This window comes from Achromobacter pulmonis, from assembly GCF_902859765.1.
Taxonomy (GTDB): domain Bacteria; phylum Pseudomonadota; class Gammaproteobacteria; order Burkholderiales; family Burkholderiaceae_B; genus Achromobacter; species Achromobacter pulmonis.
In genome coordinates this window covers 1-12,144 of sequence record NZ_CADIJV010000059.1, presented here as the reverse complement: position 1 = coordinate 12,144, position 12,144 = coordinate 1, and the positions used below count along the sequence as shown (strand labels likewise).

Below are 12,144 nucleotides of genomic sequence, written 5' to 3'. Positions count from 1 at the left end.
CCCCGCCCGGGCCGTCGCGCGCGGTGAGGCCGGCGGGACCGGCGATGGCCTCATGACATGCGCGCTCAGCGCCGGTTGGCCAGCAGGCAGCAGCCCAGCAATACCCCCACCAGCGTGGCCACGCCGACCGACTTCCACGCGTGTTCATGGACATATTCATCGGCATAGGCCCGGGCGCGGCGCGCCCGCTCCCGCGCCACTCCTTCCCAATCGCCCGCGGACTCGCGCGCGTCGGCCAGCTGCTGCTTCAGGCGCGCGCGCGCAGCCTCGATTTCGGACCCCGTATACGAGGCCGTCGAACGCAGCAGATCCTCGGTACCGGCCAGCAGTTCGTGGAGGCTGTCGTTGACGCGCTCACGATGCAAGGCCATTTCAGCGCGTTGGTGCTTTCGATTCATGGTCGCTCCTTTTTTGCTTGTGGTTTACGGGGGCCAGCCGGCACGGCGCATCGCCGCTGCCGGCGCGGGCCGGACAGTTGCCGCCCAGGCCATGCCCCATTGTGGCCACTCCCCGCATCTCGCGCCCGAGCTTTGGCAACCAGCCGTTAACCGATATTTCAGCGGCGCGGCACTTGCTGAACGGTCCGGGCCTGACAGCCCGCGCCCGTGGCGACCTCCACGCGGCCGACCGGTCGATTTAGTAAAAGTCCATTGCATTTCAGCGGCTTAGGCTTGACACCAGAACCCCTCTGTCCGCCACAATAAGCCTTTGCAATGCGCTTCATCAGCCTCACAAAGGAACTGAACGCATGGTCTCTCCCTCCGCCCTGCCCGCCGGCGCCGATTCGTATTTCCTGGCGCCCCCGTCTGCATCTCCCCGCCCCGAACAGCAAGAGCTGCGCGACGGGTTGCTGGACAATCCTGCCCATATCGACCCCAAATTCCTTTACGACGCGCTGGGTTCGTCGCTGTTCACCGCCATCACCCAGTTGCCCGAGTATTACCCCACCCGTTGCGAGGCCGAGATCTTCGAGCGCCACGGCCAGGATATTGCACGGCGCGTCGGGCCGGTGCAGGCCATGATCGACCTGGGCGCGGGCGACTGTGCCAAGGCCGAGCGGCTGTTCGCCAGCCTGCGGCCGCGCCACTACGTGCCCATCGACATCTCCGCGGACTACCTGCAGTCGGCGGTGCGCAGGCTGCGCCTGTCCTATCCGGACCTGCGCATCACCCCGATCGGCCTGGACCTGTCGCAAGCGCTGGCGCTACCGGCCGAGATCGCTCCCGAGCAACGTCTGTTTTTCTACCCGGGCTCCAGCATCGGCAACCTGGACCCGGAAGCGGCGCTCGCCATGTTGCGGCGGATCCGGCGCCAGTGCGTCGGTGGCGGGCTGCTGGTGGGCGTTGACCGGGTCAAGCCCAGGCAGGTACTGGAGCCCGCCTACGACGACGCCCTGCACCTGACGGCCGCCTTCAACCTGAACGTGCTGCGCCATGTCAATCGCGTGCTCGGCAGCGATTTCGACGTCGATGATTGGCACCACGTGGCGCTATTCAATAGCGATCGCTCGCGTATCGAAATGCACCTGCAAGCGCGCCACCCCGTCACCGTCACCTGGCCCGGCGATGCCCGGCACTTCGCACCGGGTGAACGCATCCATACGGAAAATTCGTACAAGTTCGCGCCACAGGCCTTTGCCGATCTGCTGGGGCGCGCGGGCTTCAACAACATCGAACACTGGTCGGATTCGCGCGGCTGGTTTTCGGTTTTCAGTGCGCGCGCCTGACGCGCCCGCCCGCAACCCGCCACGGGAGGATCGCCATGGAACCCGCCTGCCTGCTGACCCACCCCGCCAGCGGGCCATACGCCGCCGGACAGGCGGGCCAGCATGATTGCTACGATGCCGTGCGCGCCACCACCATGGCGCTCGCGGCGCCGCTGAGCCCGGAGGATTGCCAGGCGCAGTCCATGCCGGATTGCAGCCCCGTCAAATGGCATCTGGCACACACCACCTGGTTCTTCGAAACCTTCCTGCTGTCCCATTTCGCGCCACCCGTGCCGGTGTTCCATCCACAGTACCGCATGCTGTTCAATTCGTATTACAACGCTGTCGGCGCCAAGCACCCGCGCCCGCAGCGCGGCTTGCTGACCCGTCCGCCGCTGGCCGACGTAATGCGCTACCGCCAGCATGTGGACCAGGCCATGCACGCACTGATCTCTCGGCTGGGCGGCAACGATCCGGCCTTCGATGCCTTGCTCGAGCTGGGCTTGAACCACGAACAACAGCACCAGGAACTGATCCTGACAGACCTCAAGCATCTGCTGTACGCCAACCCGTTGCGCCCTGCATACGTGGCGTCGGGTTCGCCGGCCCTGCCGCCAGGCACGCCGGCCGGATGGACGCATTACGCCGGCGGCATAACCCGCATCGGCCACGAAGGCGGCGGTTTCGCCTTCGATAACGAAGGCCCCGCGCATGATGTGCTGCTCCCCCCGTTCCATTTGGCCAACCGCCTGGTGACCCAGCACGAGTATCTGGCGTTCATCCGCGATGGCGGCTACAAACGGCCGGAACTGTGGCTATCGCTGGGATGGGAAAAAGTCTGTGCCGAAGGCTGGCGCGCGCCCCTGTACTGGGAAGGCGAGCGTGACGATTGGCGCGTCTTCACGCTACGCGGCATGCAGGAGTTGGAGTTGCAGGCCCCGGTCACGCACATCAGCTATTACGAAGCCGATGCCTACGCGCGCTGGGCCCGGGTACGCCTGCCGCGCGAGGCGGAATGGGAGCACGCGGCCCGGACCCGGCAGTTGCCAGACGCCGCCTGGTCGAGCCGGGCCAACCTGCTGGAAAATGGCCATCTCGATCCGCGCCCCGCGCCCGCCAGGCTGAACGCCAGCGGGCCCGCGCAGTTGTATGGCGATGCCTGGGAATGGACCGCCAGCGCCTATGACGCCTATCCCGGCTTCAAGCCCGACGCGGGGGCCGTAGGCGAATACAACGGCAAATTCATGTGCAACCAGTTTGTGCTGCGAGGCGGCTCCTGCGCCACCCCGCGCGGCCACCTCCGGCCCAGCTATCGCAACTTCTTCCCGCCGGAAGCCCGCTGGCAGTTCTCCGGCATCCGACTGGCCCGGGACGACTGAGGCGCAGGCATAAGAAAAACCGCGGCTAGAGTTGCATTGCAAAAATATTCCGTGCTAGAATTTTGTTCTTCGCTGCTTTGCTTACGAACTTGAAAGGGAGTAGGCAGCCAAGGGAGTAGGCAGCCCAAGCGGCGATAGGATGGCGCATTAGCTCAGCCGGTTAGAGCGACGGAATCATAATCCGCAGGTCCCCTGTTCGAATCAGGGATGCGCCACCAGAATTCAAAAGGCCTTCACTTCGGTGAAGGCCTTTTTCATTTGTGCCTTGCGGCCGAAAAAGCGATCGGGGAAGCGGACCAGAAAAGCAACCAGAAAAGGCATGATCAAGGAAGGGGGCTCAGGGAAGCGCGCGCCGATACAGTCCCCCGCAAGAAAGCACGCCTAGGACAAGCCCCCCGAGAACCTCGAAAGGCGGCGCCACGCCGGCCTGGCGGCATACCGCAGGCCGGCCGGGGTGGCATGGCCTTGCCGCGCTACGGTTTGAGCGGCGAAGGCAAATCGCGGCGCCGGCCGCCCCACGTGGCGCACAGGCTGGCGACGAAGGCGCCGATCAGCATGGACACGAAGCCCCATAGCGCCAAGGTCGCCGTGGCCTTGCGCGCCAGGTCGGCTGCGGCGCGCGCCTCGCGCTTGGCATCCTCGACAGCCTGGCGGGCCTTTTGCAGCGTCTGGTCGACGCGCTGCTGCGCCGCGGCAGGATCGATGCCGGCCTGGGCCGCCACCACCTTGGCGACATAGTCGCGATCCGCCGCCGCCATCTCACCGCGCGCCAGACTCATCGCAACGATTCGCCCCACCTCGGCCCGCGCCGCGGCGCGGTCGCCGCCAGCCTCGGGACGTTCGGCACGCAACAGCGTATCGGTGAAGTAATCGCGTGCCTGGTCCGCGCCGCCCGCGCCGGCGGCCGCGGTCGCGGTTGCCGTCATCGCCGCCCCCGCTCCGGCCGCCACCGATGCCCCGGCCTTGGCCGCGCCCGATGCCAGCGTGGCCAGCGCCGAACCCAATAGCGCCGCACTGACGACGGCGCTCAGCGCCCATACCAGGAAGCCGTGCGCGGTATCGCGAAAGTACACCTCGTCGATGTGCGCATCGACCCACTTGGTCCGCAAGCGGCCGGCGACGTAGCCGCCAATCCCATAAGCCACGATTTGCGTGAACAGCATCCAGGCGATGATGCCGATACCCACTGCCGGGGCCGACAGCCCCTCGTCGCCCCACGGCGACACCGACAGCAGGCCCAGGCCCGAGCCGCCCGCCAGCAATGCCAACGATAGTGCCGCGGCGATGACCGCGCCAGCGAAGACCGCCGCCCACGAGACCGCGGACACCGTCGATTCACGCGCCGGGACTGCGCCATCTTGGGCGCGGTTTGCCGATATTGCATTTTCCATGGTCATTCCTTGTTCAGGTCACAAGCGGCCGCCGCCGCATGGTGTCAAACCGGCAGTCAATGCCAGAACAGCGCCAGCAGGATGATGATGGGAATGGGCACGCCCAGCAGCCATAGCAGAATGGAACGCATGCGAACCTCCTTGTCGGTCGGGAATCAAGCCAGATCGATGGTGCCCGGCGCGCGCGGATCCGGCGCGGGCGGCGTCACATCGGGGGAAGCAGGATCGTCGGGCGCGGGATTCGGGCGTGCAGGAGGATCATCCGGCGGCGGGTTGCCTGGCAGCGGCGGATCATCGGCTGGCACCTCATCGGGTGCGCCCGGTGGACGGTGGGAAGCGTGCGACATAGTGGATCTCCTAGATAGCGCAAAACGCGCCGATCCACGGTCAGCAAGCGCCGTGCCCACCCCCTCTCCGACCAGGCGCCGGCCACAAAAAAGCCCTCATGGAGGGCGGGAGGGGTTCGTGCGCACGCTTTGCGGGCAAGGCCTGGGCGACCTGCCGTCCCTGGTCTAGACGCCGTTGCGGCCATCGGCGCCGAGAAATTCCACCACGGCGGCCTTGCCGGCGGCCGAGGCCTCGTCCTGGCTGGCGTAGCGGCGTTCGGAATAATTGGTGCTGCGCACATTGCCCGTCTCCGGGTCCAGCAGGGTGATGATCCAGGCGAACTCGCCCGGCATCAATTGCCTGACCTGCAACGTGGCACGGGTACCAGGGCGGAGTCGTTGCGGCATATCGACGCGGCTTTGAAAATGATTCGACGCCGCCATCGTAGCGCAAAGCGCAGCCTTGGCGGCGGCCTGAAAATGCTGCGGCGCACACCAATTCCATGCTGCGGGGTGCGCGGCAAAAACGCCACACCGAGCCCCCGTAGCCAGGAAAACCCTAGCGCCATGCCTCCCAATACAGGCGCACAATCAGACCAAACACCTAGACCGTACCAGCGGCGCCGCAATCCCCTTAATCAGGCGAGGACGGAGGCAACATGACTTACGTAGCAGTGGTAATCAGCTGTTTGATGGTTGTGGGTATCGTCGCGTTGGTGGTTCAAACGATTCAAAGCGCGGGGCCCGAGCCCTGGCTGAAGATATCGGCGGCGATCGTCAGTTCCCTGTTCGCTTCCCTATTGCTCATCCCGCTCGGCTACGCCGTGGCGCAGACCATGGTGTTGGACTGAGCCAGCCATCGCGCCATGGCTGGCGCGAGACCGAATTCCGGCCCCGGGCTAGCCGCCCCGGGCCGGTCGGCCGCGTGTGGCCGCCCAGCAGATCAGCGAGCCGGCAGTGACCATGGCCACGCCTTGCCAGAATGCCGCGGTCAGATGGGTGGACAGCCACAGCGCCGCGAAAAAAGTCGATAGCACCGGAGTGAAATACGAGGCCGTGGCCAGCAGCGTGAGATTGCCGTTCAATATGCCCACGTTCCATAACGCGTAGCCGGCCGCCATGGCGCCCCCCGTCACGCATAGTTCCAGCACGGCGGCGCCATCGAAGGCCAACGCAGGCTCGGCGCTCATGCCGTATTTGATCCACAATACCGCCGCGGTCAACATGAAGAACAACGCAACACCATTTTTGCCGTCCGCATAGCGTTTGGTGACGTTGCAATAAACCGCCCAAATGATGGCTCCGCCGAATGCCAGGCCATAACTGAGGGGATTGCCCGAGACATTGGCAACGATGCCTTGCCACGAGATGCCGCCGTCGCCGCCGACCACCCAGACGATGCCGCACAGTGACAGCGCAATGCCCGGCACGACCCAGGCGCGGGCGCGCTGGCCGTTGATCAGTATCGCCAGGACGACGGTGAAACACGGCCAGAGATAATTGACGATGCCCAGTTCGATGGCCTGGCCCCGGTTGGCGGCAAATCCCAGCGACAGCGACAGGCAGATTTCGTAGGCGACGAACAGGATGCTGCCGGACAGCAGGTAGCGGCGCGGAAACGTGCGCAGGCGGGGGAACCCCACCAGCAACACCAGGAACAGCGAGCCGACGGTATAGATCAAGGCGGCGCCGCCAATCGGCCCGAAGCGCTCGCTGATGCTGCGGATGAGGCCGACGACCGTGCCCCACAGCACGACTGCCATCAGACCCGCGCCGGTCGCCGTCTTCCGGCTGAGAACGAATTGCATGACTGTTTCCGATTGCCCGATTTACAAGCGCCGCGCCGGGCGACGCGCGCCGAAACGACGCAGTGTAGCGAAAACAGGAAATGGGTCGCGGCATGGCCGGCTTTGAGGAAGCCCGAGCCGGCGCGCAATGCAACCGTCGACAACGAACAAGAGGGAGAGCAAGGCGCATGACCATCTCTGTACGCAGACTGACTGACGTGCTGGCCACCACGGCATCGGGCCGCCTCTATCGCATCGAAGTGTTCTCACAGGCCGATAGCCGGGCCGGTCCACCCGCGATCACGCATTACATTCTCAGGACCTCGGACGGCGAACACGTCATCGCCCTGGGGGATCGTCGCTATCGCCTGAAATCGGGCGAGGTGCTGACCGCTCTGGTCCCGTCGCCCGCGCCACGCCCCGACGCCTGAGCCTGGCCGGGCACAGCACCCGCCGGCTCAGCCATCGGATGCCACCCGCCGCTTGCCCAGGCCCTTGGCCCGGTAGAGGGCGACGTCGGCCCGCTCCAGCAACTGCAGCATGGTGCTACCCGACTGCGGATACACGGCGATTCCCACGCTGGCCGACACCGCCACCCGGATATTGGGATAGGGCAGCGACAGGCTTTCGACCAGCGCTTCGGCAACCGCCTGCGCCCCGTCGTGATCGGTTCCCAGCAGCAGCACGGCGAACTCGTCGCCCCCCAGCCGCGCCGCCACATCCGAGACTCGGATGGCGCGGGCCATGCGATCGGCGGCCTCTTTCAGCACGGTGTCGCCGGCCGCATGACCGTGCAGGTCATTGACGGATTTGAAGCCATCCAGGTCGATCGCAAGAATGGCGAATGACTGCCCACTGCGCTGCGCCACCGCCAGCTCGCGCAGCACCAGTTCCCCGAACAGTACCCGGTTGCACAGTCCCGTCAGCGGATCGTAGTGCGCCAGATGCTGCGCGCGCGGCAGCATGCGTGAAGCATGCAGCAAGGCCGTGCCCACCTCTTCGGCTTCCTTGACGCGCGTGTCGGGCAATTCGACGGTCCGGCCATCCCCCAGCGCCAGCGCCGGCTCCACCAGGCCCTGCACCGCCGAGGTCAGGCGGTTGGCCAGCCGCAATGCGAGCCACAGGCCCAACCCGAACGCCGCCAGCGTTCCCAGCGCCAGCCAGGCGATCGAACGATACAGATCGGTCGTCACCAGCGTCATCGGCGCCCCGGCGGCGACCGTCCAGCCTGTCAGGGTGGAACGGTTGAAGGCGGTGTAGACCGGGGTGCCCTCCTTGGTCGTGGTCTCGAGCGAACCTTCGTCTTCCGCCCGCACCGCCTGCGCCAGCGCCGGCACGGCCTTCTGGCCAACGAATTTTGCCGTGTCGCGGGTCCGCGCGATGATGGTGCCGCTCTTGTCCAGCACGGCGGCCACCCAACCGTCGGGCAGGCCGCGGCGCCCCAGCACATTGCCGATGCGCTCCGGCGACAGGCCCACATTCAGGCTGTAGATGACGTCCTCGCCGCGCACCACCGGCACCCCGAGCGCAATGGTCGGCGCATGACTGACCCCACCCATGAACAGGCTGCTCAGCACCGGCTCGCGCGCGCGGAACACCTGGGCCAGCTCCCGCGACACGGCCGACGGCGGCAGCGCCGTGCCGTAAGGCACCAGGGTATTGAGTACCTGCTGGCCCTCCTTGTCGGTCAGGACATAGCTGTCGACAATCTGGAATTTGATGACTTCGCGGGCGCGCCGATGGAATCCGGCCAGATCGCCGCCTATCAGGTCGGGCGAGCTCGCCAGCATCTGCAAACCCGCCTCGACGCCGGTCAGTTCCCGATCAAGAACGGCGGTCAGATTGCGTGCCAGGAAAATCGTGTCGCGAAAGATCCGCTCTTTCTGGATCTGATAGCTTTCATAGACGGCGATCGATGCCACCACCAGCGCCGGCGCGATACAGGCGAACACCAGCGCCAACAAGCCGGTCCGCATCGTATAGCGGCGCCGCGGGCGAGCCCGCGTCGCCGCCAGGATTTCGCCGTCAGCCATATTATTTTTCCGGGCGCGGCCGCGCCGGACAAGACGTTTGCCGACACCACACTTTCTGACTCATGGCGCCTCTCCTGGAACGGTCAGCCGGACAGGAAGCCCGGCAGGACGGAAAACCAGAAATTATTGCAGAACCAGACCACACCCCACCCATCCGCCCTTAATGCCGAGCCGGCGGGCAGGTTGGCCTCCAACGGAAAATCGCGTCCCCAATTTACCTCAAAAACAGAGTCTGGCGACCATCTCGTTATGAACCAGTATCTGTCGCCGGATCGCCGCCGGGGTCGCGTCGACCTCGGCCGCGGAATTGAAATACACCGGCCGGGCATGATCGCAATACTCAATCCCGGTCCGCAGGGGGGGCGGCGCGCACCCACTCAGACTTGAGGCGATCAGCCACGGCATCGTCATTGCGACGAGCCACCGTTTCTTCGACATCAACGCTCTCCTGGCGGGCCTGGGCGGCCCGCTCCTGGAGGCGGGCCGCACTGTCCGCGCGTTCCTGCGCCCGGCCCATGGCCCGCCCCCGCCAATACACCCCGGCGACGGCGGCCAGACCCGCCAGCACTGCCGCCATCAAGCCGAGGCCCCGCTTAATCCATTGCTGCAACAGCATCGGTCACACTCCTTTGCTCCCCCGACCGCACCGCCGCGGCCGCCTGTAGGTACAGACGGTTCCAGCTGTCGGGCCAGGGTTTGCCGGGGCGCCAGGTGCGCAGGTACAGCGCCCAGGCCGCTGCCGCATCGCCGACCGGCGGCAACGCCCTCGGATCGGTCCACAGCAGCAGCCGCGCAACGCCTGCGGCCAGCACGTCGTCGTATTCGAGCGCGGCGTAGACCGCGTCCGGATCGCAGGCCACGCTGCGGGCCTTGCACAGCACGGCCAGGTGATCCCGGCTGGCGGCGTGCAAGTACACACCCCACACGCCACCGCGACTGGCGCGGGTGCCTTTCTCGAACTGCCAGAAGCCACGCGCCGGTCCGCCTATCTGGCGCCGATGCACGAAGCGGCTTTCCTGCAAGCCGATCGCCAGCAGCATGCAGCACGCCTCGCGCGTGTCCATGCGCGCCGGCAACCGCGCCAGCGCCGGGCGCAGCGCGTCATCCATGATCTGGTCAAGCGTCATGCCTGCCCTCCTTATCCGATTGCGTTTCCATGCCGAGCGTCTTGCGCCGGATCTCCACCGCCCAGTCCACCAGATCCTGGTTCTGCAGCTTGGCGGTCAGGCGCAAGTAGGCGCCCAATACCCACCACGCCGGCAATCCCGCCAGCAGCATGCAGGGGCCGAGCACGTAGAACATCGCCAGCAGCCCGTCCTCGCCCAGCCCGGTGCGTTGTGCCATCCAATAGGCGGACGACATGATGTCGGGCATCCATGCGATCATGCCGATCGCCAGCAACGGCCCGAACAGAAAAGAACTGACCACCGTACAGGCGGTACGCGCGACGAACTCGCGCGGCGTGCGCGGCGGCATCAGCAACATGCCGATCAACGCCGCCATCGCCGCCGGCATGCCGAAGGCCAGCGCAATTTTCAGGGCGGCGAATCCGCCCAAACCCGTTGATCCCGGTTCCATGGTTACACCGCTCCTGTCGACGGTGCGCATTGCTGCCTCCCGTGAGCATCACGAGCGCCACGCAGGCGCACCGGATGGAAAATTTGAAATCCGGGCGACACTGTCGTCCGTTTGCCGCAGGCCTTGCCTGCGTTTGTGCTGCTATCTTTCTGGTCTATCGCCTTTACCTCCCTGCCCGACTTGCCATGAAACCCTGGACCCGCCGCCAACCCCGCCGCAAGACCACGCCCACGCTCGCCGAGGCGCTTGTTCGCTATCTGGCCGAGGTTTCGGTCACCAAGAAGGGCCATACCTCGGAACAATCGATCGCGCGGATCTGGCGCGCCACACGCCTGGCCATCCGCCCAGTCGACCGCATCCGCAGCTCCGACCTGACGGAGCTGCGCGACGAATGGCTCAAGGATCGGGCGCCCGCCACCGTCGTGCGACGCATGGCCTTCCTGTCGCACGTGTATACGGTGATCCGGAAAGATTGGGGCTTTGACCAACTGGCCAATCCGGTCCAACTGGTGCGACGGCCGCCCGTGGATGACGCCCGCGATCGGCGTCTGTTCGACCGCATCACCCTGCGCGGACTGTCGCAAGAGGACTGTCCGCGCAAAGAGCTGGAATGGATCATCCGCGCTACCCGCTCGACGGAACTTCCCACGATCCTGACTGTGGCCAAGGAAACAGGGATGCGCCGGTCCGAGGTGGTCGGCATCCAGCGCGAACACCTCGACCTGATGCACGGCGTGGTGCACCTGCCCCACACGAAAAACGGCCGCGCCCGCGACGTACCGTTGACGCCACGGGCCCGCGAGGCCCTGCGGCGCTGGGTCACGGGAAAACCCATGCGAGGCCGCATATTCACGATGCAACCCGGCTCGGTCACGCGGGCTTTCATCCGCGCGCGGCGCCGCGCCCGTTTGCGCTACGAAGGCATGTGCCGGCACCATGGCCGGCGGCCCAACGCCGCCTACTTCCGCGATCTGCGGTTTCACGACCTGCGCCACGAGGGTACGTCGCAGCTCGCCACCGTGTTCCAGATCCACGAACTGGCGAAGGTCAATGGCAACGTCGACACCCGCATGCTCCTGCGCTACTACCATCCTCACGGACGTGAACTGGCCCAGAAGCTGGCGCGCAGCCAGTTGGGCCGGCGCCAGCTCGAGGAAATGCGGCACGAGCGCGAGTTCGGCCAGGGAGCCTTGCCCCTGGCCGCCTGACGCCTGCCCCGAGGCTTAGACCGTGCCCTCCTGCTCGCGGTCCGGGGGTTCCACCATCGTCAGCCAGGCCGGCAGCGGTCCCCAGCCGGGATAGCTGACTTTGCCGCCAGCGCCGTCATGTTCCGCACCAATCGAATACGGTGCACCCGTCTCCACCAGCCACAGCGGCGTGGAGCGATAGTCTTCGACCATGCTCCACGTATCGCCCAGGCGGCGCGGCCATTTCCCGGCAGGCGGGGTCGGCGGGGCGTCCGCGTGGGCGCCAAAAGGAATATTGAACGAGCCGGGCGTCAACGCCAGTTCGTTGGCGACCGACTTGTACAGGAACAGGCCGTTGTCGTCGGCCTGGAATACGTCTATTTGCATTTTGGTTTTCCTTGGAAATGAAATTTGCACTGCAAATGTGCGGGTGTTGGGATCTCGCCAGGCATACGCAGTCCAAAGTCACAGCCACGCTCAGAATGCTGCAACACTGGACCGTAGCGGCAACGCAAACGCTGCGGGCGGCACGGTGCTGGCAGTACGCAACCTGGGTGAGAGCTTGACCACCCTGGTAACCGGAGGCTCCGAAACCCGTCCTGTGAACACGGCTTACTACCCGCGCTTGCACGTGTAGCCGTCCGCCCCACTGCAAATGCAAGGTCACTGGCGAGCCACCAGGCTGATGCCCTGCAGGGGCATGGGCATGACCTTTGGTATCCCTTCACCGGGACGACTTCTGGTGGCGGTTCCCTGAC

Annotated in this window: 15 protein-coding genes and 1 tRNA gene; 6 read left to right on the top strand and 10 right to left on the bottom strand. The window is 65.9% G+C overall.

Going from position 1 to position 12,144, the window contains the following annotated elements; translation table 11 throughout:
- Positions 1-65 precede the first annotated feature (65 nt).
- Positions 66-398, bottom strand: a complete 333-nt coding sequence (locus tag HV701_RS25855; RefSeq protein ID WP_175135855.1) for an ElaB/YgaM/YqjD family protein — start codon at positions 396-398, stop codon at positions 66-68.
- A 350-nt stretch (positions 399-748) separates the two neighbouring features.
- Between HV701_RS25855 and egtD the strand changes: the two genes are divergently transcribed.
- From egtD to HV701_RS25840, 3 genes are all read left to right on the top strand, one after another.
- Positions 749-1,726 (top strand): L-histidine N(alpha)-methyltransferase, encoded by a 978-nt coding sequence (egtD, locus tag HV701_RS25850; RefSeq protein ID WP_175135854.1) that lies wholly within the window; start codon positions 749-751, stop codon positions 1,724-1,726.
- 35 nt (positions 1,727-1,761) lie between these two features.
- Positions 1,762-3,084 (top strand): ergothioneine biosynthesis protein EgtB, encoded by a 1,323-nt coding sequence (gene egtB / locus HV701_RS25845; protein WP_175135853.1) that lies wholly within the window; start codon positions 1,762-1,764, stop codon positions 3,082-3,084.
- 141 nt (positions 3,085-3,225) lie between these two features.
- Positions 3,226-3,302: transfer RNA gene (locus HV701_RS25840), tRNA-Met, on the top strand.
- Between the two features lie 255 nt (positions 3,303-3,557).
- Here the strand turns inward: HV701_RS25840 and HV701_RS25835 are convergent.
- The 3 genes from HV701_RS25835 to HV701_RS25825 all read right to left on the bottom strand — a co-directional run bounded on the left by HV701_RS25835 (position 3,558) and on the right by HV701_RS25825 (position 5,209).
- Entirely contained in the window at positions 3,558-4,475 is a 918-nt protein-coding gene (locus HV701_RS25835; protein WP_175135852.1) for a hypothetical protein, read from the bottom strand.
- 155 nt (positions 4,476-4,630) lie between these two features.
- Positions 4,631-4,822 (bottom strand): hypothetical protein, encoded by a 192-nt coding sequence (locus HV701_RS25830; protein ID WP_175135851.1) that lies wholly within the window; start codon positions 4,820-4,822, stop codon positions 4,631-4,633.
- Positions 4,823-4,987: 165 nt separating this feature from the next.
- A complete protein-coding gene (locus tag HV701_RS25825; RefSeq protein WP_175135850.1) occupies positions 4,988-5,209 on the bottom strand; it encodes a hypothetical protein in 222 nt (73 codons plus the stop codon).
- Positions 5,210-5,460: 251 nt separating this feature from the next.
- Here HV701_RS25825 and HV701_RS25820 point away from each other — a divergent pair, with 251 nt between their 5' ends.
- A complete protein-coding gene (locus HV701_RS25820; protein WP_175135849.1) occupies positions 5,461-5,652 on the top strand; it encodes a hypothetical protein in 192 nt (63 codons plus the stop codon).
- 48 nt (positions 5,653-5,700) lie between these two features.
- Here HV701_RS25820 and yddG read toward each other — a convergent pair whose 3' ends face one another.
- On the bottom strand, positions 5,701-6,609 hold the full coding sequence (yddG, locus tag HV701_RS25815) for an aromatic amino acid DMT transporter YddG (protein WP_175135848.1): 909 nt from the start codon (positions 6,607-6,609) through the stop codon (positions 5,701-5,703).
- 167 nt (positions 6,610-6,776) lie between these two features.
- Between yddG and HV701_RS25810 the strand changes: the two genes are divergently transcribed.
- Positions 6,777-7,019 carry a 6-phosphofructokinase gene (locus HV701_RS25810; RefSeq protein ID WP_175135847.1) on the top strand — a complete coding sequence of 81 codons (243 nt, stop codon included), beginning with the start codon at positions 6,777-6,779 and terminating at the stop codon, positions 7,017-7,019.
- Between the two features lie 27 nt (positions 7,020-7,046).
- Here the strand turns inward: HV701_RS25810 and HV701_RS25805 are convergent, their stop codons facing one another.
- From HV701_RS25805 to HV701_RS25790, 4 genes are all read right to left on the bottom strand, one after another.
- Positions 7,047-8,621 carry a diguanylate cyclase gene (locus HV701_RS25805; protein ID WP_175135846.1) on the bottom strand — a complete coding sequence of 525 codons (1,575 nt, stop codon included), beginning with the start codon at positions 8,619-8,621 and terminating at the stop codon, positions 7,047-7,049.
- A gap of 340 nt (positions 8,622-8,961) precedes the next feature.
- Positions 8,962-9,237, bottom strand: a complete 276-nt coding sequence (locus HV701_RS25800) for a hypothetical protein (RefSeq protein ID WP_236757145.1) — start codon at positions 9,235-9,237, stop codon at positions 8,962-8,964.
- On the bottom strand, positions 9,215-9,748 hold the full coding sequence (locus tag HV701_RS25795) for a hypothetical protein (protein ID WP_175135845.1): 534 nt from the start codon (positions 9,746-9,748) through the stop codon (positions 9,215-9,217). Before HV701_RS25795 ends, HV701_RS25800 begins: the two co-directional genes overlap by 23 nt.
- Positions 9,738-10,229: a hypothetical protein gene (locus tag HV701_RS25790; protein WP_236757147.1), complete on the bottom strand. Its 492-nt coding sequence runs from the start codon at positions 10,227-10,229 to the stop codon at positions 9,738-9,740. Before HV701_RS25790 ends, HV701_RS25795 begins: the two co-directional genes overlap by 11 nt.
- Before the next feature lie 155 nt (positions 10,230-10,384).
- Between HV701_RS25790 and HV701_RS25785 the strand changes: the two genes are divergently transcribed.
- Entirely contained in the window at positions 10,385-11,407 is a 1,023-nt protein-coding gene (locus HV701_RS25785) for a tyrosine-type recombinase/integrase (RefSeq protein WP_175135844.1), read from the top strand.
- A gap of 15 nt (positions 11,408-11,422) precedes the next feature.
- On the opposite strand, the gene HV701_RS25780 is transcribed toward HV701_RS25785, so the two are convergent.
- Entirely contained in the window at positions 11,423-11,773 is a 351-nt protein-coding gene (locus HV701_RS25780) for a phage tail protein (protein WP_175135843.1), read from the bottom strand.
- Positions 11,774-12,144 lie beyond the last annotated feature (371 nt).